Annotated in this window: 15 protein-coding genes; 10 read left to right on the plus strand and 5 right to left on the minus strand. The window is 63.5% G+C overall.

The annotated features are described in order from the left end of the window. The 4 genes from DEHOM01_RS07330 to DEHOM01_RS07345 are packed head-to-tail and all read left to right on the plus strand — an operon-like array spanning position 1 to position 3,507. Positions 1 to 525 (plus strand): Jag family protein, encoded by a 525-nt coding sequence (locus DEHOM01_RS07330; RefSeq protein ID WP_061212172.1) that lies wholly within the window; start codon positions 1 to 3, stop codon positions 523 to 525. Continuing rightward, the gene (rsmG, locus tag DEHOM01_RS07335) at positions 525 to 1,199 is read left to right on the plus strand and encodes a 16S rRNA (guanine(527)-N(7))-methyltransferase RsmG (RefSeq protein WP_061212173.1); all 675 of its coding nucleotides are present in this window, start codon (positions 525 to 527) and stop codon (positions 1,197 to 1,199) included. The genes DEHOM01_RS07330 and rsmG overlap by 1 nt, the downstream gene beginning before the upstream one ends. 31 nt (positions 1,200 to 1,230) lie before the next feature. After that, on the plus strand, positions 1,231 to 2,100 hold the full coding sequence (locus DEHOM01_RS07340) for a ParA family protein (RefSeq protein WP_061212210.1): 870 nt from the start codon (positions 1,231 to 1,233) through the stop codon (positions 2,098 to 2,100). 12 nt (positions 2,101 to 2,112) lie between these two features. Then, positions 2,113 to 3,507: a ParB/RepB/Spo0J family partition protein gene (locus DEHOM01_RS07345; protein WP_061212174.1), complete on the plus strand. Its 1,395-nt coding sequence runs from the start codon at positions 2,113 to 2,115 to the stop codon at positions 3,505 to 3,507. A gap of 1,786 nt (positions 3,508 to 5,293) precedes the next feature. Here DEHOM01_RS07345 and DEHOM01_RS07350 read toward each other — a convergent pair. The 5 genes from DEHOM01_RS07350 to DEHOM01_RS07370 all read right to left on the minus strand — a co-directional run bounded on the left by DEHOM01_RS07350 (position 5,294) and on the right by DEHOM01_RS07370 (position 13,857). Further along, complete coding sequence (locus tag DEHOM01_RS07350) at positions 5,294 to 5,638, minus strand: hypothetical protein (RefSeq protein ID WP_061212175.1); 345 nt, start codon at positions 5,636 to 5,638, stop codon at positions 5,294 to 5,296. Continuing rightward, on the minus strand, positions 5,635 to 6,684 hold the full coding sequence (trxB, locus tag DEHOM01_RS07355) for a thioredoxin-disulfide reductase (protein ID WP_082738783.1): 1,050 nt from the start codon (positions 6,682 to 6,684) through the stop codon (positions 5,635 to 5,637). Before trxB ends, DEHOM01_RS07350 begins: the two co-directional genes overlap by 4 nt. 72 nt (positions 6,685 to 6,756) lie before the next feature. Next, positions 6,757 to 7,305, minus strand: a complete 549-nt coding sequence (locus tag DEHOM01_RS07360) for a hypothetical protein (RefSeq protein ID WP_061212176.1) — start codon at positions 7,303 to 7,305, stop codon at positions 6,757 to 6,759. After that, positions 7,302 to 11,411, minus strand: a complete 4,110-nt coding sequence (locus DEHOM01_RS10145) for a murein biosynthesis integral membrane protein MurJ (RefSeq protein WP_082738784.1) — start codon at positions 11,409 to 11,411, stop codon at positions 7,302 to 7,304. The genes DEHOM01_RS07360 and DEHOM01_RS10145 overlap by 4 nt, the downstream gene beginning before the upstream one ends. A gap of 28 nt (positions 11,412 to 11,439) precedes the next feature. Then, a complete protein-coding gene (locus DEHOM01_RS07370) occupies positions 11,440 to 13,857 on the minus strand; it encodes a DUF6049 family protein (protein ID WP_061212177.1) in 2,418 nt (805 codons plus the stop codon). 91 nt (positions 13,858 to 13,948) lie between these two features. Between DEHOM01_RS07370 and DEHOM01_RS07375 the strand changes: the two genes are divergently transcribed. The 6 genes from DEHOM01_RS07375 to rplI all read left to right on the plus strand — a co-directional run bounded on the left by DEHOM01_RS07375 (position 13,949) and on the right by rplI (position 19,793). Then, positions 13,949 to 15,472, plus strand: a complete 1,524-nt coding sequence (locus DEHOM01_RS07375) for a CCA tRNA nucleotidyltransferase (RefSeq protein WP_082738785.1) — start codon at positions 13,949 to 13,951, stop codon at positions 15,470 to 15,472. After that, positions 15,469 to 17,913, plus strand: a complete 2,445-nt coding sequence (locus DEHOM01_RS07380; RefSeq protein WP_061212178.1) for a transglycosylase domain-containing protein — start codon at positions 15,469 to 15,471, stop codon at positions 17,911 to 17,913. The genes DEHOM01_RS07375 and DEHOM01_RS07380 overlap by 4 nt, the downstream gene beginning before the upstream one ends. Before the next feature lie 153 nt (positions 17,914 to 18,066). Then, entirely contained in the window at positions 18,067 to 18,357 is a 291-nt protein-coding gene (gene rpsF, locus DEHOM01_RS07385) for a 30S ribosomal protein S6 (protein WP_061212179.1), read from the plus strand. Between the two features lie 46 nt (positions 18,358 to 18,403). Beyond that, on the plus strand, positions 18,404 to 18,973 hold the full coding sequence (locus DEHOM01_RS07390; protein ID WP_061212180.1) for a single-stranded DNA-binding protein: 570 nt from the start codon (positions 18,404 to 18,406) through the stop codon (positions 18,971 to 18,973). Between the two features lie 91 nt (positions 18,974 to 19,064). Beyond that, positions 19,065 to 19,301: a 30S ribosomal protein S18 gene (rpsR, locus tag DEHOM01_RS07395; protein ID WP_016663507.1), complete on the plus strand. Its 237-nt coding sequence runs from the start codon at positions 19,065 to 19,067 to the stop codon at positions 19,299 to 19,301. A 21-nt stretch (positions 19,302 to 19,322) separates the two neighbouring features. Beyond that, positions 19,323 to 19,793, plus strand: coding sequence for a 50S ribosomal protein L9 (gene rplI, locus DEHOM01_RS07400; RefSeq protein ID WP_016663506.1), 471 nt, complete (start codon positions 19,323 to 19,325; stop codon positions 19,791 to 19,793). The last annotated feature ends 59 nt before the right edge of the window (positions 19,794 to 19,852 follow it).

Raw genomic sequence — 19,852 nt, forward strand, 5'->3', positions numbered from 1 at the left:
ATGAGCGAGAACGACACTTTTGACAACGACGCGGTGGACACCCAGACGTCCGCCGACGAGCGCCTCGCGCGCCTCGAAGAGGAGGGCGACTTCGCCGCCGACTACCTCGAAGAGCTCATGGACATTGCCGATCTTGATGGCGATATCGACATTGACGTCGATGGCGATCGCGCGTCCGTGGAGATCCGCGGCGCCGACGAACTGAGCGCTCTCAACGAGCCGAAGGGTGAGCTCCTCGATGCTCTCCAGGAGCTCACGCGCCTCGCCGTTCAAACGAAGACCGGCGTGCGTTCGCGCCTCATGCTGGACATCGGTGGTTTCCGCGCAAGCCACAAGAGTGAGCTTGAGGAACTTGCCGAGAAGGCCGTCGAACAGGCCAAGAACGGCGAGGTTCCCGTTCCCCTTCAGCCCATGAACCCGTTCGAGCGCAAGGTCGTGCACGATGTTGCAAAGCGCCACGGCCTGCACTCGGAATCCGACGGTGAGGGCAAGACCCGCCACGTCGTGATCTACCCCCAAGACTGATGCTTCCCGCTCCCGCACACCTCGACTCTCTCGCTCGCGACCTTTTCGGTGAAAGCCTCGTACTCGCCGAGCAGTACGCGGAGATTCTGCGTACCCGGGGAGCGGAAGAGGGCCTCATTGGGCCGCGCGAAGTCGATCGTATTTGGGAGCGGCACGTCATCAATTGCGCCCTCATGGTGCGTGCCCTCGGGCCCGCGGGCCTCGTCGAATCGCTCGCGGATGTAGGTTCGGGTGCCGGTCTTCCGGGGCTCGTCATCGCGATTGCTCGCGAGGATATTGACGTGACCCTCATCGAGACGATGCAGCGCCGCGTGGACTTCCTTGAGCGAGCGGTCGAGGAGCTGAATCTCGTCAATGTCGAGGTTGTGCGCGCTCGCGCTGAGGACCTTCATGGTGAGCGGGAGTTCGATGCGGTGACGGCGCGGGCCGTTGCGGCGCTTGACAAGCTCGCGAAGTGGACCGTTCCGCTCGTACGCATCGGAGGCGAGCTCGTGGTGATGAAGGGCAAGAGTGCCCGTGACGAAGTCGTGAAGGCTGAAAAGACCCTCGCCCGTCTTGGCGCATGCGATGTTCGCGTTGAGGAATTCGGAGATCCATCCGTGGAGGTTCCTACTACAGTGGTACGAGCACACGTTCGTGAGGTATCGGGGCGAAAGGGGCAGCGTCGTGGCTGAGAAGAAGAACTCTCTCGATGAAACACCGCTCATGCGGCAGCTTCGTAACGACATGGAGCTTCGCAAGCGCCTCGAGAAGGCGACCTTCGCCGCGCCAGAACACACCCGCATCATGGCTGTCGCGAATCAGAAGGGCGGCGTCGGTAAAACGTCGAGCGCCGTCAACGTTGCGGTCGCGCTCGCCAAGGGCGGTCTCAATGTTCTCGTGATCGATTCGGACCCTCAGGGCAACGCTTCGACTGCTCTCGGGATCCCGCACGATCCGGAAATCGCCTCGCTTTATGACGTGCTCATCGAGGATGAGCCGCTTTCGGCGATCGTGACCCCTTCTCCCGAGGCGGACACCCTCGAGTGCGCCCCCGCGACGATCGACCTTTCGGGTGCCGAGATCGAACTGGTTCCCATGGTTGCGCGTGAATCCAGGCTCAAGAACGCGCTTGCCGACTACTTCGCGGAACGCGAGGACAAGGGCCTTCCTCGCCTCGACTACGTTCTCATCGATTGCCCGCCTTCGCTTGGGCTTTTGACAATCAATGCCCTTGTGGCCGCGCGCGAGGTGTTCATGCCGATCCAGGCGGAGTACTACGCGCTCGAGGGCATCGCGATGCTGTGGAAGAACATCGACCTCATCCGCAAGCACCTCAACCCTGACCTTGTGGTCTCGACGATTCTGCTCACGATGTATGACGCCCGCACGCGCCTGGCGGCCCAGGTCGCGGAGGATGTGCGTGCGCACTTCCCCACGCAAACCCTCGATACCGTCATTCCCCGGTCGGTGCGCATTTCGGAAGCCCCGAGCTACGCGCAAACCGTCTTGAATTACGATCCCAACAGCACGGGTGCTCTCGCGTACCGCGCCGCCGCGCACGAGATTTCCCGTCGCCCCGAGCCTAAGAACTGAAACGAGGAGATCATGGCGAAGAAACGTGGCCTTGGTCGGGGTATCGGTGCACTGATCCCCAGCTCCGAGCCTGCTGCAACCGAGAAGCCCGAGGCGAAGGACACGCCCACGCCCGAGCCTTCCGCGAAGTCGGCCGGTACGAAGGCTTCTACCTCGGCACAGCGCTCCGGCGCCTCCTCGAAGGCTGCTGCGTCCAAGCCTGCCGCGTCCTCCTCACCCTCGAAGAAGGGGTCCGACGCTACCCCCGCCCCTGCTGAGCCCAAGGCTTCCGCGTCGAAGCCTACCGGCACACGCGGCGCCGACATGTTCTTTAGATCCGAATCCGAATCCGCTGATAAGTCGAGCGAGCGTCGCCGCGCAGCCGATCTTGAACTCGCTGACTCGTGGGCGCGCGATGCACGCTCGAAGCGCCGAAACGGCAAGAAAGCCGCGGCAAAGCCCGCCGCGGCAGCGCGTAAGGCCGACGGCGAAAAGGCTCCGAAAACTGCTGAGACCACTCCGGTTGAGCAGCCGTCGGATTCAGATGCGCAGGCTGCTGCCGCGCCCGCACAGCCGTCCCACGACGGTCTCGTGCCCGTGCCTGGCGCCGAGTTTGTCGAGGTGCCGATCGCCGAGATCCGCGAAAATCCCCGCAATCCGCGAACGGTTTTTGATGAGGATGAACTCGACGAACTGGCCTATTCGCTCCGTGAAGTCGGCGTTCTTCAGCCGATTGTCGTTCGCCCCGTAAGTGACTCAGTCGATGGCGAATCCTTTGAGATCGTCATGGGTGAGCGCCGTTGGCGTGCCGCGAAGCGCGCTGGGCTCAAGTCGATTCCCGCGATCGTGCGTTCGACCGCCGACGACGACCTGCTTCGCGATGCGCTCCTCGAAAACCTGCACCGCTCGCAGCTGAATCCCCTTGAAGAGGCAGCCGCCTATGGCCAGCTCCTCGAGGACTTTAACTGCACCCAGGATGAGCTCGCCGATCGCATCGGGCGCTCGCGCCCGCAGATTTCCAATACCCTGCGCTTGCTTCGCCTCCCTCCCCTCGTGCAGCGGCGCCTCCAGTCCGGCGCCCTTTCCGCGGGCCACGCCCGCGCGCTTCTGGGACTCGATGACGTTCAACTCCAGGAGGAGCTCGCCCAGCGCATCGTGAGCGAAGGTCTGAGCGTTCGCGCTGTTGAGCGCCTTATCGCAAACGGTGTTGAGTCCTCCTCGGCAACCCGCACGGTGACCCGCCGTAGCTCGTACAACCCCCGCGTGGTATCCCTGACCTCGCAGCTGTCGACGAAACTTGAGGCACCGGTGCGCATCGATGTCGGTAAGCGCAAAGGTAAGGTCACTCTCGAGTTCACGAACCTCGACGATCTCGAACGGATCGTTGCGAAGCTCGGTCTCGAGGACGTCCAGCTCCCGCAGGACTGAGCCTGACAGGTTGCTGACGTCTCCTCTTAGTCGTCGAATATTTGCGGAACTGTTTTCCGGGAACCTTCGCTAGCGCTTTCTGCGGTCGCAGATTGAAACGTGCTCGCCTTTTCGCGGAAGCCTCTCTCGTCTAGCCCCCTGGGTCCCAGCGCGCCATCGTTGTAATTGCACGTCAACCCGCGCTGCTTTTGCGGAATAGCTGGTGCCGGGAGGCCGACCGCCCTTAGACACATCTCCGTCGTGGGCTTAAGCTGCCGGCAGGCTCCTGCGCTCTCCCGTGCGTACCTATGGATCGTAGCTAAGCCGTATTTGTATGCCCGAGTTCCCAGTCGTTTCGCCATACTCTTCCGTGGTTCAGGTGGAACCCGTTTTCGTCGAAAATATCTCGCGCTGCTTCGACTCAGTATCAGCGCGGGTTTACGTTTCACGTGAAATCACTGCGACCGGCATCCATGCGCGAGACCCTTACCAATCATGTGGAGTATTTGTCGGGTAACCTTCGGAACCTCGTTTCACGTGAAACACTGCTGCCGGGGTGCTGGTCGGCCTAAGGTTCACTCCCAAATCGACAACTTCGCACGAAGGGTCACTAATTCGATAATTAGCGCTAAACGTTTCACGTGAAACAGGACAATGTTCGCTGGAAACAAAGTCACAAGCTATTTCGTCCTTTGGAGAGTTATTCGCGTGAAGTCGTTCGACTTACGAAAGAAAAAGCATCGTTTCACGTGAAACTTGGCCGGCTACTCACATCGCCGCGCGCGTCTGCCTCCCTTTGTTGCTACACGTTTCACGTGAAACATCCCATCGATCAGCAAAGCGCTTTGAGACTTTCGGTGTCGGTAATTCGGGCGAGCTGCGCCGCAAGTCAAAAGAGTTTCACGTGAAACAAGCGCGCTGTACATTTGGCCGCTGCGTTCTACCGCCGTATGTGTCCGTTCACGGGCGTTTGGTGTATCGATCTTGAGGCGTTTCACGTGAAACGCCGAAGTAGGCTTTTACGATTTCGGCCCGATTGAACAAATGATTCCACAGGTTGATCATTTGCCAATGTTCCCAGCTTCGATGTTAGCCACAACTTGAAGGGATCTGTTTCACGTGAAACTGCTTGAGAAGCCCATAGCAAGGATTCGGGTCGAAGGGCGTAGGTCTTGTGTATGCGCCGAGTGCGATCAAGGCGGTTGCGGTTGATTGGAACGCGGGCCGGTTGCAGCTGTTGAGATAGCCCATCAGTGATGTTTCACGTGAAATGTCGTGTATTGGTGACCAGATGCTCTATTCGGCAGTTCGCGCTCTGTACAAGCTGCTCTCAGCGCGAAAGCGGCTAGCGAAACCGCGGGCTGGCTGCTCGCTAACGTGGGCGGACCCTGGAGTTTCACGGGAAACAGCCCTTCCGGTACCACACCGAATTCTGGAAACGATGCACTACTGATGCGTGAAGGGAAGCGCCGCAAGTGAGTCAGAGGGTAGGTATGGACATGCGTGGGCTACGCGCTGGAGTGCGAAGAGGGGGTTCCACGTGAATCTCCAGCTCTTAACTCACATATGTGAAGAGTTGTGTGGATAACGTGGGAGAGGTAACCCGCTAGCCAGGAATGCGCGTGCCAAGGCGGGCGTCGCAAGGCCCACCATGCACGGTAAAGCTGCAGGTAAGGGCGTTATTTGTCATTTGTCCACAATAGGGTGCAGCACTCGTGAATAGAGTGTGGATAAATATGGGGATAACGCTGTGAGGCACGCCACGGTGACGACGATCTGGTGAATGTTTCCGGTGGGACGTGCAGTGCTAGCAGACAGTTGCGCGCCACAAATCGTCGAGCGCATCGCGGACGGCAAACTTCGGGCACGCACCTTCGACCACTCGTTCGCCCACTACTTCGGAACCGCGAAGCGCAACGATGCGCCAGGTTGGAAGAACGCGCGGGAAAAATTGCGCGCTAACCTGCTCGGGCTCTCCCGCAACCGAAACGTCATGAATATCAACGCTTACGGACGGCAGGTCAAGATCGCGTAATTCGCGGGCCGTGAGCGGCGCAGGAAGAGACGGCGCCGCCCACGAGGCCCAGTAAAGATGAATGTGAAACGTGACGGCCTCGCGCGAAAGCGATCCGTCAGATTCTCGCTCGCTCACTCGAGCGTGGCGAGGTACTTCTCCGCGTCGAGAGCGGCCGAGCAACCGGAACCGGCCGCAGTGATGGCTTGGCGGTAGCGGTGGTCAACGACATCGCCGCACGCGAAAACACCCTCGAGGGAGGTGTGGGTGGTGCGACCCTCGCAGAGGATGTAGCCCTCGTCGTCAATATCGATCTGGCTCTTGAAGAGATCGGAGCGGGGCAGGTGCCCGATCGCCTCGAAAAGACCATCGGCGGGAATCGTTTCACGCTCGCCGGTGACGGTATCTTCAAGCACGAGGTGCGAGAGCTCGTTATCGCCCTCGATGCCAACGACCTGGGTATTCCAACGGATCTGAAGCTTGGGATCATCTTCCGCGCGCTTCGCCATGATCTTCGAGGCACGCAGGGCGGCACGGCGGTGAAGCAGGGTGACGGACTTGCCGAAACGGGTGAGGAAGGTTGCCTCTTCAACAGCGGAATCGCCGCCGCCAACAACGAAGATGTCCTTGTCCTTGAAGAAGAAGCCGTCGCACGTTGCACACCAGCTCACGCCCTTGCCGGAGAGGCGCTCTTCGCCGTCGACGCCGAGCTTGCGGTACGCGGAACCGGTCGCGATGATGACGGCCTTCGCGCGGAACACGTCACCGCTTTCGGTGCGGATGGTCTTGATCTCGCCTGCGAGCTCAACGTCGGTAGCGTCCTCGAACAGGATCTCGGCGCCGAAACGCTCCGCTTGTTCCTGCATGTTGCCCATGAGGTCCGGGCCCATGATGCCCTCCGGGAAACCGGGGAAGTTCTCGACCTCGGTGGTCGTCATGAGGGCGCCGCCAGCATCGAGCGAGCCGGCAATGACCACGGGCTTCAGGCCAGCGCGCGCCGCGTAAACGGCGGCGGTGTAGCCCGCCGGGCCCGAACCGACGATCACAATGTCGCGCACGGGGGCGTCCGAAGCGTCGGCAGGCGAAGCAGTTTCGGCCGTCTCGGTCTGCGCTCCCGCAAGGCTGATGCCGAAGCCACCGCCGAGGGTGTTGAGGATCGGGGTCTGAGGCTCAGAGGTGGTCATGATGTCCTTTCACAGCGAAAGCTCGCAACGGTCAAACAGAACAAGGGTAGGCGGGAAGGCTGAGATCCGCGGTCAGCTCTTCGGATCCACGAGTACCCGTGCGGAAAACAGGAGATCGGAGGCGCCGTCGGCATTTCTTCCGCATGTGGAACGCACGACGGACGCGGAAACTTCCCCACCCTCGCGGCGAACTTGCGTGAGGTTATGCTCATCGAGCACAAGGAGCCACGCGTTTTCGTCGGCGCCCCACGACACCCGCTCGAGCATAAGCACCGACTCTTTCGACGACAGGGACTTCAGGCACTGCGTGACGTCGAACGTCGCGGGCGTTTGCAGGCTTCCGGTATCGAGAAGGTTTTGGACTTCGGCACCGAGCGTGTACTCGGTGAGTACCGGAAGGCCGGCATTATCGGTGCCGGGGGCCGAGTTCGAATCGGCGATGCTTTGCGAGGCAGGGGCGTCCATTTTCACGCTGAGGTTGAGCGCCCACGACAGCATGACGCCAAGGAGAATCGTCACGACGAGAAACGCGGCGAACACCCCGGGTGGGAAGCCCGTCCAGCTTTTCAATTCGCCTCGCGCGCGTGAGCGGCGACGCGAGCCGCGACGAAAGAAGCTCATTCCTGATTGACCTTCACTTCGGCGATTTCGAGGCGGTACCCGCCATCGATAGCGCCGAGGTTCGGGGCCCACAGCACGAGCGAACGTGCGTCGACGGGCTTTTCAGGCGTGAGGGTGAGATCTTGGCCGGCGGCAACTTCGCCCGAGGCGAGCACGTCGCCGAGCTGGCCGTCCTCAGTCAGGGTGCGCAGCTCGATCGTGCCGCCCTGCTGCGCGCCGGGCGTTACGCGGACGTTCTTGACTTCGCCTTCGCCGAGGTCGAGCTTGACGCCCATCCCGTCGCGAAGCTTGCCGAAATCGGCACCCTTGTACCGCTGGGTCTTCCACACGGTATTCGGATCGCCGTCGAGCATGTTCCCCGCCCTCTCGGGTTTATCAGCCTTCGTGGGATCCGGCGGGTACACGATGCTCACCTGGTTGAGCGGCGCGAGTGGTTTGGGCGTCTCGGTTGGTTTTTCGCTCGGCTTTTCGGCCGGGGCTTCGGTTTCTTTCGGGGTTTTTTCTTCCGACGCCTGCGTGGTTGGGCTCGTGGCGACATCTCGATTGTGGCGGCCCACCGACGTCACGGACGTCACCGCCCAGACGAGGCCGAGGATGACGGCGAGAAGGGCAGCAACGAGAATGACGCGCGCCGTTGTCGAGCGAGACACCGTGCTGCCGCCGGAAGCCGGGGTGCTCCCCGATGCGTCGGAGGCGAGTGCGATGTCCATGACGTCGCGGAATGCCGAAGCGTGCTGTGGGCTTTGCGGGGCGGGAGCGTTCGCGTCGAAGGCGCTCGCGTCACGGCCCTGCACGGGGATGACGACACCGGCTCCGGGAGCGTTTTGGCGCACGCGAGGGGCAGCGTGCTGCACTGCCGAGGGAGGCGCCACGGCCGGGCGGCCGGGAGCTGGGTGGGGTTCATCGTTCGTGTTTGGTGTGCGCGGAGATTCGGCGAGGGACTCCTCGCGACCCGCGACCGGAATAGGGGCGGGTGCGGCAGGGGCGACGGGCGCCACCGGCGCCGTGGGTTCCTCCGCTGGCGCAGCCGGGGCGTAGTGCGTACTCGGGTCGATGTGGCCGGGGAAGGTGCTCGCCGCGCTCGGGTCCTGAGGGGCATCGATGACTTCGGACCACGGCGTTTCAGAATCCGCATGGGGCTTGTCGACCGTCTCGGCCGTGCCCGTCAGCGTGGCCTCAGGGACCTCAGGGGCTTCAGGGGCCTCGGAGCCCTCGGTGATTTCGGGTCCTTCGCTGTTCGCGGGAGTTTCGGTGTGTTCAGCGTTCTCGGTGTGCTCGGCGGTCTCGGTGGCCTTGACACTCTCGGTGGTCTCGGGGTTTTCGGCGGGAGCAGGCGATTTGGGATCGCTTACCGCAGCTTCGCTCTGTGCTTCCGCCTGGCGCTCAAACGGCCCCGCGACAACGGGTCCCGCGGCCTTGCGCACCGCGAGTGGGACAGGCGCCCCCGCGTGTTGCTCGGGATCGTACGCCTCGAGAGTGACCGGAAGCGACTGCCACGGTGAAAGCTCCTCGCGTACATCCTCAATCGACATCGGACGCGGCCCATCCGCGGGCGCATTCGGCGTGAGCGGCGTCAGAAGAGCCGCAGTGAGCGCACCCAGCTCGGCGGGAACCGTGCGCGGAGACGTTGTCGACGGATCGAAGGAGGCGTCGGAACCGAAAAACTCCGGCCCGCGCCCCGCGAGCCCGACATATAGAACCCGGCCCACGGCTCGCACGTCCGGGCTGAGCGTGAAGGGTTCGGTGAGGTGCAAAAGACCCTCGTCGCCCGCATCTTCGACACCTGCGCCGAGGATCGTCACCTGATCGTGCTCGAGGTCCACGAACACGCGATCCTCGTCAAGGTGGTGGTGGCGAATGCCCTTGCTACGGGCCTCCTGGAGCGTCGTCGTCACGCGACCCGCGATCGTGCGGACCGTCTCTGCGCGAAGCGCGCCGTCGCGGGTGAGGTCGGCGAGGGTGGGAAGGCCCGGATCGGTGTACACCACCGCGGTCGCCTTCGAGTCGCCGTCGCTCGGCTCAAGCACGTCGTGGACGGCCTCGAGGCCGGGAACGCTCACGAGAGACACGCGGCGGGCCGCATCGAGAACATCGGCGGCAAACTCCCCGCGCACGAGGAATACGAGAATCGGCTCGCCGCTTTCCTTCACACCGCGATGCCACGACGCCCCTTCGGTGGTGGACGATGGCACGCGGCCAGATTCTCCGCGCCCCGAACCGTCCAGGGCAGGGCTCAGTGAGAGGGAGGAAAAAAGCTCCTCGAGGCTGCGAATATCGGTCACGGTCATCCTTTGGTTCGCTTGAACAGTTCGATCCGATGTTTGACCATCGTAGCGGGGTGCCTCTGGCACGCTCGAGGTTTCCTCCACGGCGGCGGGAGTCTCCTCCTGCGGCTTTTCTGCCGGTTTCCCGCGGCCACGCTTGCGCATGATTCGGGAGGCGATCATCGTTGCCGCATCGCGAATCTCCGACACGCGAAGCCCCCACGCGACAAGAGCAAACACCCCTGTCATCACCGCCGCAACGATCACGCCCACGACGATCGCGATGAGGCGCCCCCTCCACGTGAGATCGCCGAGAAGCGCGAGGAGACCCCAGCCCGCGGCCATCGAGACGAGGCCGGCAACGAGAAGACGGGCAACCATCGACACGGCACCGAACGAGTTCACCTGACTCATGTCGACGCCCTTGCGGGCGAGATTGCGCCGCATGTGCCACACGCCCTCGAGCCACCCGATCAGAATCCCGACCGAGCTTACGAAAGCGCCCGCCGCAGCGGCATAGCGAGGATCGACCCAGAAAAGGATCACGGGGATCGCGATAAGCGAGAGCACCGTCGGGGGAACGCGCATCAGGAACGCCGTGCGGGTGTCTTCATAGGCGTAGAAGTAGCGGGTCACGAGGTAGGTTGCCGCGAACGCGGGAAGTCCCAGCGTGTAGCCGATGAGCACGAGCCCGTTTGCGCCCGCGCCCGTGGGACTCGTGCCGCCCACAACGACCCACATGATCGGCGCCGCGAGAACAACGAGCACGGCGGTCGCGAGGATCATCGGCACGAACAGAATCCTGTTCATCGACGAATACGTGCGGTAGGCCCCGAGGTGGTCGTGTTCGGTCACGCGCTTCGACATCCGCGGGAAGATGCTCGTCACGAGCGATACGGCGATGATGCCCTGCGGGAGCATGAAAACCGTATAGGACCAGTCGAGGGCCGCGAGAGCGGGATAAAGCTCGCGGGAAGCGCCGATGCCGCTCGCTTGCGCTTTTTCCACCGCCGAGACTGCACCGCCCGTTGACCAGCGGCGTGCGAACACCGCGATCTGGCCAACGACCATCATGGCGAACGTCCACAGGCCCATCGTGCCGAGCTTGCGCAGGCCCAGACCGCGAAAACCCCACTTGAACCTGATCTTGAGGCCGATCTTCCTCGTCCAGGCCCACACGAGCAGGGCCTGCGCGGCGCTGCCGCCCACTTGGGAAAACGCGAGCACGAGCACCATGCCCCACGTCCACTGCGTGCCATCCGGCTGCGTGCCCCACAAAACGAGGAACAGGATCGAGCCCGCAATGTTCATGATGTTGTTGAGCGCGGGGGCCCACGTGAACGGACCGAAGCTCTCGTGTGCGTTGAGGATCTGCCCGAACATGATGTAGATGCACGAGAAAATCATCTGCGGCATCATGAAATAGCCGAGAACCGTCGCGGCCTGCGCCGTTCCCGGGTCGAGCTTTGAGTTCGCCACGACCGTGAGGAGCGGAACGGCGAGCGTGCACAGGGTCGTGATGGCCGCCGCGACAACGAAGAACAGGGTGAACAGGCGCGAACAGAAATCCTCGCCCCTATCCGGGAGCTTCGCTGCGCGCACGACCGCCGGTACGAGGATCGCGTTGAGCGTGCCGCCGCCGATGAGGATCCACAGCGAATTCGGCAGAATTTGCGCTGCCGAATAGGCGTTCGCCGCGATCGATGCCGAGCCGCCGAGCACCATGCCGAGCAAAAAGGTGCGCACGAAACCCAGGAGTCGGGTCGACGCGGAGGCAACAGCCATAACGGCGCTCGCGCGCATAGCTTTGCCCCGCGCGGAGGAGGTGCTCGGTTTGTTCATAGTTCGGTTCGGGTCCTTAATTCCTGTGTCACGAATGGTGCGGGGAGGCGTCGGGGTCGTCGACGCTCTCAAGATCCTCGGGCGCCGTGATGGCAGGGCTGCGGGCGTCCGACTTCGTGCGGCCCGCGCGGACCACGCCCGTGGCGACGAGCGCGGCAAGAAGCACCATCGCGACGAGAGTCGTCCAGTTCTCCCACTCCGGATTGACGCTCAGTTGGCTCTCGCGAGAATCAAGGATGACCCCGTTGTCGCTCGCGATCATCACCGTGAACGTGCCGTTCCCGCTTTTCACGGCTTGCACGGGAATGGAGTGATCGCTCGTCGTGAGGGCGGGGAGAGTGATTGGTGAGAGCTTCCCGCCCGTCTTTGCGATGCGGTCAGAAAACGACACCGTGGGCACGAGCGTCGCCGGGGTGGGGAATCCGTTGTGGACGGTAAATGGGATCGATGCCTCGTTGGAGACGAGGTTGTAGGTTCCCGCGAGTGTGAGCGAGATTCGCCGGGTGTTCGCTTCCGTCACCGTCGCGATGCTAGAAAGCCGCCGAACGTGCGCGTTCGTGTCCGCGAAAAACGGGCTGCTCACCCCCGAGGCCGCCAGAAGAACCGCTCCGGAAAGGTAGCTCGGGTCCTTGAGCGTCGCGCGCACGTCTGTGAGCGACGTGAGGCTCTTTTCGACCCGTTCGCTTGCGCCCGCCGGCACCTTTTCGGGCGAGGCGTCGATGTGGGCGGGGCTGGCGTCGGAACCCTCACCGATCGCGCGCACGGACTTCACCGTGCCAACCCAGTAGTTTCCACCTTCGCCGATGATCGAGGTCGTGCCTTTTCCTGCCTTCGCCGCGTCGAGAAGCGTGGATGCAGGGGCGTGGGTGACCCACGGCGCGGCGCTCAAGGCATCGAGCAGGTGCGACGTGCGCTCGGGGTTCAGTGAAGAGGTCGCGGACGGCGCGAGCAGGAGGGTGCGCGGGGCCGACGCCGGCTGGCCCGCGATGAGTGCCGTGTCCGCGAGAGCCCGCTGGTAGGACAGTTCGGGGTCGCGTGCGTCAGCGAGATGCTCCGAAAGCTCGGTCAGACGCGTGTCGTAGCCAACGAGAGCGACCGTGGATTCACCCTTGCGTGCAAGCTGCGCGTAGCCGCTCGGTGTGACGTTGGGGTTCGTGGAGGAGAAGAAGGATTCGGCGGGGACAAGAGCGACTTTCGCGCCCGATGCGCGTATCGCTTTCGCAGAGACCGCCTCGGGTTCCATGCGGACGACTGTCGGCGCCGTGCTGAGGCCCGTGCTTGTCGCAGCGGCGGAGGCCTCTTTCTCCAGCAGCTTCGCGGTCGAGCGGGCAGTTGCCGGGCTCGCGAGGGCGAAAGGCGCGAGCGTGACGTCGTGGCGCGAAGCCGCGTCGATAAGCGCAGAGCGGCGCTCGTTCCAGGTGTGATCCTGCCCCCACGTGGTGCCGGGGGCGGGTGCGCTCGCGGGTTCATCGGCGCCGCCCGCGTCGGAGGCAGCGGGGGTCGTGGACGGGGAAGGGCTCGGGCTCGGCGTGGAGTCGGAAGGTGCGGGATCGAGCTTAGACAGCGCTTCGTCGAGCGTACTCATCCCTTTGGGAACCTTGAGGTCAGTGAGCATGGAAGGATCGAGCCACCAGCTCACGTCAGTACGCTGGGCAATGTCCCACTGCGCAGCGAAGGCACCCTCGCGAACGTCCTTGGCGAAGGCGTCGGGGTCGGTCGCCGCGAGAGCGGGATCGGTACTTGCGAGAGGCGCGAGGTAGGCGAGGGAAATCCGGGGCGTTTCGGCGGTGGGCTGCCACACGAGAAACGTGCGGAGAGTTGCGGCGGCGGTGCCTCCGGTGGAGGGCTGGGTGCCGTCGGCTGACGACTGCGCCCCCGTGACTGCCGTGAGGGCGATGCGGCGCGGCCCCCACAGTGATTCGTCTCGCGTGTAGCCGAGAGAGTCCGCCGGGACGCGCACCGTGAACTCGGCGGCCTCGCCCGGCCCGAGCGTGCGCGTGGCCGAAGTTCCGCGCACCGTTCCTCGGTGCGAAGTATCCGCCGTGTCCATCGCCGCCCATTCGTCGGCAATCGTGCGATCCGTGACTCGCGACGTGAGCCCCGAGAGCTGAAGGGCCACGCCCTCGAGCGGGGTGCTTCCCGTGTTGGTAATGTTCACGCGGGCTTCGACCGTACCGCCCGGCTTCACCGCCTCGGGGGAGAGCGCGCGAAGATCGAGCGTGAGGGGCGCGCGGGCGTCAGGTTCCGGTGACGGGGCGGGTTCCGACGGTAGCGCGGGTGCGGTCAGTGCCACATTCGTGGGCGGTTGCTGGCCGGTAAACTGGTACGCTGCGGTGTCCCGCTGGGCGAGCGCGCCGGCGGGCACGAGAGCCGCACACAGGATCGAATACAGTGCGACCATGACGAAGAGGGCGCGACAAACGCGCCGCGTCACGGATCGAAGCATGGAACCACTGTAGAGGGCGCAGCTTCGTGCCACGTGCCAAACACGGGTGGCGCGCGCGGAGCGATCCGCACATCACAGATCAAGGTGAGGAATGAACGACGTGACTAACGGCGACAAGCGTGAAGCACACCGCATGGGGATCGAGACCGTTCGCATCCGCGCGCGGAGCATGTTCCAGGCGCTTCCAGCCTCCGTTCACGAGCTCGGCCACATGTTCGAGACTGCGGGCGAGGAATTGGCACTCGTCGGCGGGCCCGTGCGCGATGCCCTTCTTGGCCGCAGTAGCGATGACCTTGATTTCACGACGTCGGCGCGGCCCGAGTCGACGGAGCAGATTCTTCGGCAGTGGGTCGGCAAACGGGGCGCGATCTGGGACATGGGGCGCGAGTTTGGCACGCTCGGCGCGCAGCTCGACGGCGTCAAGGTCGAGATCACGACGTACCGTACGGAGGAATACGATCCGCAGTCTCGAAAGCCGCAGGTCGCGTACGGTGACACGATCGATGGCGATCTCTCGCGACGCGACTTCACCGTGAACGCGATGGCCGTGCGCCTTCCCTCCCTCGAGTTCATCGATCCGTTCGGCGGCCTCGAAGATCTTGCCGCGGGGCTTCTTCGCACACCGGTCGCCCCCGAACAGTCCTTCAGCGACGACCCGCTTCGGATGATGCGCGCCGTACGTTTCGCCTCGACCCTTGGATTCGACATCGAGGAGGGGACCGCGCGCGCAATCGCCGCCCTCGCCGGCCGCCTCGAGATCGTGAGCGCCGAGCGTGTGCGCGAAGAACTCGTCAAGCTCATGCTCGGCGATCACCCGAGGCGTGCCCTCGAGCAGATGGTCGATCTTGGCCTTGCCGACATCATCCTTCCCGAGCTTCCCGCGATGCGGCTCGAGATCGATGAACACCACAGACACAAGGATGTCTATACGCATTCGCTCACGGTGCTTGAGCAGGCGATTGACCTTGAAACAGGCCCCGAAGGACCGGTTCCCGGCCCCGATTTCATTTTGCGATTCGCGGCGCTCATGCACGATTGCGCGAAGCCCAATACGCGCCGCTACGAAGAAGGCGGAGTCGTGACCTTCCGGTTCCACGAAGTCGTGGGGGCGCGCATGGCGAAGGCCCGCATGAAGGCACTCAAGTTCGATAAGGAGACGACCAAGGCGGTCGCACACCTCATCGAACTGCATCTTCGCTTTCACGGCTACGCGGATAGCGAATGGACAGACTCGGCCGTGCGCCGCTACGTGACGGACGCGGGCGATCAGCTCGAACGCCTTCACCGCCTCACGCGCGCCGATTGCACGACGCGTAACAAGCGCAAGGCCCAGCGCCTTCGCGAAGCCTACGATGACCTCGAAAAACGCATCGCCGAGCTCGCGGAACAAGAAGAGATCTCCAAAATCCGGCCCGATCTGGATGGCCGCGCGATCATGCAGATTCTTGACCTCAAGCCCGGCCCGGCAGTCGGCAAGGCATATGCCTACCTTCTTGAGCTACGCATGGAGGAGGGGCCCCTCGGCGAGGAGGAAGCCTCGAGGCGCCTTCAGGAATGGTGGGCGCATAATGGGGCGCACGAAAGCGCGCCGGCGACGAGAGGAACCTCGAAGTGAGCGACAAGAGCCCAAAGGGGACGAGCCGTACCCGCTCGAGCGGAAAGCGTGCAGCGCGCCCTGCGACCACTCCCGCGGCAGCGAGCATTGGTCGCAGCCGCACGAAACCGCGCCCCGAAAGCGCCGCGCCCGCGAAAGGCCGGCACGCTGTAGCGGCAGCAGGCACGGCTGCGTCTAAGCCCAAGCCCAAACCCAAGCCCACGAACTTTCTCAACTACCCGCGCGCCGGAAAAGAAGGGTTTTCGCGGTGGCTTCCCTCGTGGCGCCTCCTTTCCGCGGCCGTCCTCGTTCTCTTCTGTGCTGGCGTGGGCTTCGGTGCGTGGCTTTATGCGACTACCGAAGTACCCGAGCCGACCGATATCGCCGTTGCTCAAACGACCCGCGTGTACTACTCGGACGGAAAGACTCTCCTCGGCGAGTTCAGCGACCTCAATCGCACGATCCTGCCCGCCGACGAGATCCCGGACAACGTCAAGGAGGCTGTCGTCGCCTCCGAGGACTCCACGTTCTACGAGAACCGCGGCATTTCGCCGAAGGGTATCGTGCGCGCTCTCGTGAACAACCTTTCTGGCGGCTCCCGCCAGGGGGCTTCGACGATCACCCAGCAGTACGTCGAGAACTACTACACGGGCAAGGTCACGTCGTATACCGGCAAGGTGCGCGAAATGATCATGGCCGTCAAAATCGATGAGGAGCTCGACAAGAACGAGATCCTTTCGCGCTACCTCAATACGATCTACTTTGGTCGTTCCGCCTACGGAATCGAAGAGGCGGCGCAGGCCTACTTCGGCAAGAGTGCGAGCGAGCTCGATGACGCCGAGGCCGCACTTCTCGTCGCCGTCATTCCCGCACCGAGCGCCTACGACCCGGCGAAGAATCCCGATAAAGCGAAGGCGCTCTGGCAGCGCGTCATCGACCGAGAGGTCAACGAGACGGGAAGCCTCACGAAGGAGGAAGCCGACAAGCTCAGCTTCCCCGAGACGATCGAATACAAGCCCCAAAACTCGTTGCGCGGCACAAACGGCTACCTCATGATGGCGGTGCGCAAGGAACTCGAGGCGCGAGGCTTTGACGAGGACGACATCGACACGGGCGGCTACACGATCGTTTCGACGATCGACAAGCACACGCAAGAATCGACCGTCGAAGCGATCGCGAATCTTCCCGAGGACCGCCCCGAGAATAATCGCGTGGGAACCGTGAGCATCGACCCGTCAACCGGTGCGATCCGGGCGCTCTACGGCGGCGAGGACTACCTCAAGCAGCAGCGGAACGACGCTACCCAGTCGCGCATGCAGGCCGGTTCAACGTTCAAGGCGTTCACGCTTGTTGCGGCGCTCGAGGAGGGCTATAGCCTCCACTCCAACTGGGACGCCTCTTCGCCTAGGACCTTCAAGGGGTGGACCGTCAAGAACTTCGGCAATGTCTCGCGTGGCAGCGTCGATCTCCTGACCGCGACGCGGCACTCCTACAACACGCCCTATGCGGCACTCAACGTTGACATGGGCGCCGAGAAGACGCGCGAAGCGGCCGTCAAGATGGGGCTTTCCGAGAAGACGCCCGGTCTCGACGACAGCCCGAGCAACGTCCTTGGCTCTTCATCGCTCACGGTTCTCGAGCTCGCGGGGTCGTATTCCGTGATCGCCTCGGGCGGGATCAAGCGCACGCCGCACATCGTCGAAAAAGTGACGAATGCTGACGGTTCGCACAAGTACGCCTACAAAGATGACGGCGAGCGAGTTCTCAAGGAGTCCACGGCGATCAACGCGACCGTAGCCCTCCAGGAACCCACGAGCTCCCGCGGCTCGGCACGAATCGTCAATGAAAAAATGGATGGCCGCCCGGTCGCGGGTAAGACGGGTACTTCAAGCTCGTTCCGCTCGGCGCTCTTCGTGGGCTACACCCCGCAGCTAGTGACCGCGGTGGGCATGTTCCAACCAAGTGCCGACGGCCGCACTGAAGAGCCACTCACCCCGTTCGGCCCGTGGGATGACATGACCGGCGGCGGCGCACCCGCGAGCATCTTCGGCGACATCATGACGAGCGCCCTCGACGGGCAGGACGAACTCGACTTCCCCGACGAAGTCGATACCGATGGCAAGAAGAAGCGGAAGAGGCGAAAGCGGACGCAGGCGCCCGCGCCGCGCGAAACCAAGGAACCCGAGGTGACCGAGGCACCATCGGAAGAGCCGAGTGAGGAGCCGCCCGCAACCGAGGAGCCGTCGCAGGAGGCGCCCGAGCCGTCTCCTTCTCCCTCCGAGGAGAAGCCGGCATCGCCAGCGCCGAAGCCGAAGCCTGAACCGAAGCCGAAGCCTGAACCGAAGCCGAAGCCTGAACCGAAGCCCGAACCGAGCGAAAAGCCCAAGACCCCGAAGGTGCAGCCGACGCGCGGCAACGACAAACCCGCCGAGCCGACCGAAGCGCCGAAAGAACCTCGGTAGCGGTGAGGTCCAGGCCACCGTCGGACCCCCTTCCCCGAACCCGGGCGAGCCGCTAGACTTGGGAAGTCTGTGGAAAACCGCAGGCGCATGCATGACCCTCCTGCCACGGAAGGACCGTGGCCGCGATAGACCACAGGAGGTGGGGATTTACACATGCGTAAGTACGAAATGGTTGTGATCCTGGACCCGTCGATCGACGAGCGTACCGTGGACACCACTTTTGAGAAGCTCATCAAGGTTGTTCCTGCTGAGGGCGGCACCGTCGACAACACCGACGTGTGGGGCAAGCGCAAGTTCGCCTACGAGATCGACAAGAAGCAGGAAGGCATCTACGTCGTCCTGAGCTTCACCTCGAAGCCCGAGACCGCCAAGGAGCTCGATCGCCAGCTCGGCCTCAACGAGTCCGTTCTGCGCACGAAGCTCATGCGCGTCGACGAGAAGTAAAAACCTCGTTTACAAGCCACACCGCACCATCAGCTGAAGGAGAGTCATGGCGAACGATACCGTCATCACCGTCGTCGGAAACCTGACCGCCGATCCCGAGCTGCGCTTTACGAACTCGGGGATTCCCGTCGCGTCGTTCACCGTCGCGTCGGCCCCCCGCACGTTCGACCGCCAGTCGGGCGAATGGAAGGACGGCGAAGCTCTCTTCCTGCGCTGCTCCATCTGGCGCGATGCAGCCGAGAATGTCGCCGAGTCCCTCACGAAGGGCACCCGCGTGATCGTTCAGGGCCGCCTCCAGCAGCGCTCCTACACCGACCGCGAAGGCAATAACCGCACCTCGATCGAACTCCAGGTCGACGAGATCGGTCCTTCGCTTCGCTACGCGACCGCGAAGCCGACCCGCACTCAGCGCGGCGGCGGCGGAAACTTCGGTGGCGGTTTCAACGGTGGTAACAGCGGTGGCGGCAACTACGGTGGCGGCCAAGGCGGCTATTCCAACCAGGGAGGCTACGGCGGTAACCGCGGTGGCGCCCAGGGTGGACCGCAGGGCGGCCAGAACCCCGCCGATGTTGACCCCTGGAGCAACGGCGGCGCCGAAGAGCCACCGCCCTTCTAAATCGCGCCGCGCCACTCGGCACACATCCTCAATTTATCCATTCCATCCCGGGTAGAAAGCCCGGGCTCCCCTCACTCAAAGGAGCACCACGATGGCGAAGCCAGAGCTTCGTAAGCCCAAGAAGAAGCAGAACCCGCTCAAGAGCGCCGGTATCGAGAACATCGACTACAAGGACCCCGCGGTTCTGCGTAAGTTCATTTCGGATCGCGGAAAGATCCGTGCACGCCGCGTGACCGGCGTCAGTGTCCAGGAGCAGCGCAAGATCGCGAAGGCCGTCAAGAACGCCCGCGAGATCGCCCTCCTTCCCTACTCGACCTCCGGTCGCTGAGCCAAGGAAGGATAGAGAAAAATGGCTACTACCAAGCTCATCCTCACCAACGAGGTTTCCAAGCTCGGCGGCCCCGGCGATGTCGTCGAGGTCAAGGCCGGCTACGCGCGCAACTACCTCCTGCCGCGCGGCCTTGCCACGCCGTGGACCAAGGGCGCTGAGCGCCAGCTCGAGCAGATGGCTGCCGCAAACTCGAAGCGCGCCGTGGCGTCGCTCGAGGACGCGCAGGCACTGCGTGACCTTCTCCAGACCAAGCCGGTCGTCGTGGCCGAGCGTGCGGGCCAGAACGGCCGCCTCTTTGGCGCCGTGACCGCCGCCGAGGTTGCCGAGGCTGTCAAGGCTGGCTTCGATCGCGAGATCGATCGCCGCAAGGTCGAGTTCACCGCGCCGATCAAGTCGCTCGGCGAGTACACCGTGACGGTGCGCCTGCACGAAGAGGTTTACGCGAACCTCGTTGTCCAGGTCGTTGCCGCGAAGGGTGCGCGCGCCTGAACGGCATAGCGTAAACGCTCGAACGAGAGCGAACGAGGAAGCGGCGGGTCCACACCCGC

Origin of the sequence: Dermabacter hominis NBRC 106157, from assembly GCF_001570785.1 — a bacterium.
GTDB lineage: Bacteria > Actinomycetota > Actinomycetes > Actinomycetales > Dermabacteraceae > Dermabacter > Dermabacter hominis.

Excerpts from the sequence above, each read along its gene's own strand:
- DEHOM01_RS07360 (WP_061212176.1), bottom strand. The coding sequence starts at position 7,305 with ATGAGCTTCTTTCGTCGCGGCTCGCGTCGCCGCTCACGCGCGCGAGGC.
- DEHOM01_RS07345 (WP_061212174.1), top strand. The coding sequence starts at position 2,113 with ATGGCGAAGAAACGTGGCCTTGGTCGGGGTATCGGTGCACTGATCCCC.
- DEHOM01_RS10145 (WP_082738784.1), bottom strand. The coding sequence starts at position 11,411 with ATGAACAAACCGAGCACCTCCTCCGCGCGGGGCAAAGCTATGCGCGCG.
- DEHOM01_RS07330 (WP_061212172.1), top strand. The coding sequence starts at position 1 with ATGAGCGAGAACGACACTTTTGACAACGACGCGGTGGACACCCAGACG.
- rpsR (WP_016663507.1), top strand. The coding sequence starts at position 19,065 with ATGGCGAAGCCAGAGCTTCGTAAGCCCAAGAAGAAGCAGAACCCGCTC.
- DEHOM01_RS07390 (WP_061212180.1), top strand. The coding sequence starts at position 18,404 with ATGGCGAACGATACCGTCATCACCGTCGTCGGAAACCTGACCGCCGAT.
- DEHOM01_RS07340 (WP_061212210.1), top strand. The coding sequence starts at position 1,231 with ATGCGGCAGCTTCGTAACGACATGGAGCTTCGCAAGCGCCTCGAGAAG.
- rplI (WP_016663506.1), top strand. The coding sequence starts at position 19,323 with ATGGCTACTACCAAGCTCATCCTCACCAACGAGGTTTCCAAGCTCGGC.
- rsmG (WP_061212173.1), top strand. The coding sequence starts at position 525 with ATGCTTCCCGCTCCCGCACACCTCGACTCTCTCGCTCGCGACCTTTTC.
- trxB (WP_082738783.1), bottom strand. The coding sequence starts at position 6,684 with ATGACCACCTCTGAGCCTCAGACCCCGATCCTCAACACCCTCGGCGGT.
- rpsF (WP_061212179.1), top strand. The coding sequence starts at position 18,067 with ATGCGTAAGTACGAAATGGTTGTGATCCTGGACCCGTCGATCGACGAG.
- DEHOM01_RS07370 (WP_061212177.1), bottom strand. The coding sequence starts at position 13,857 with ATGCTTCGATCCGTGACGCGGCGCGTTTGTCGCGCCCTCTTCGTCATG.
- DEHOM01_RS07375 (WP_082738785.1), top strand. The coding sequence starts at position 13,949 with ATGAACGACGTGACTAACGGCGACAAGCGTGAAGCACACCGCATGGGG.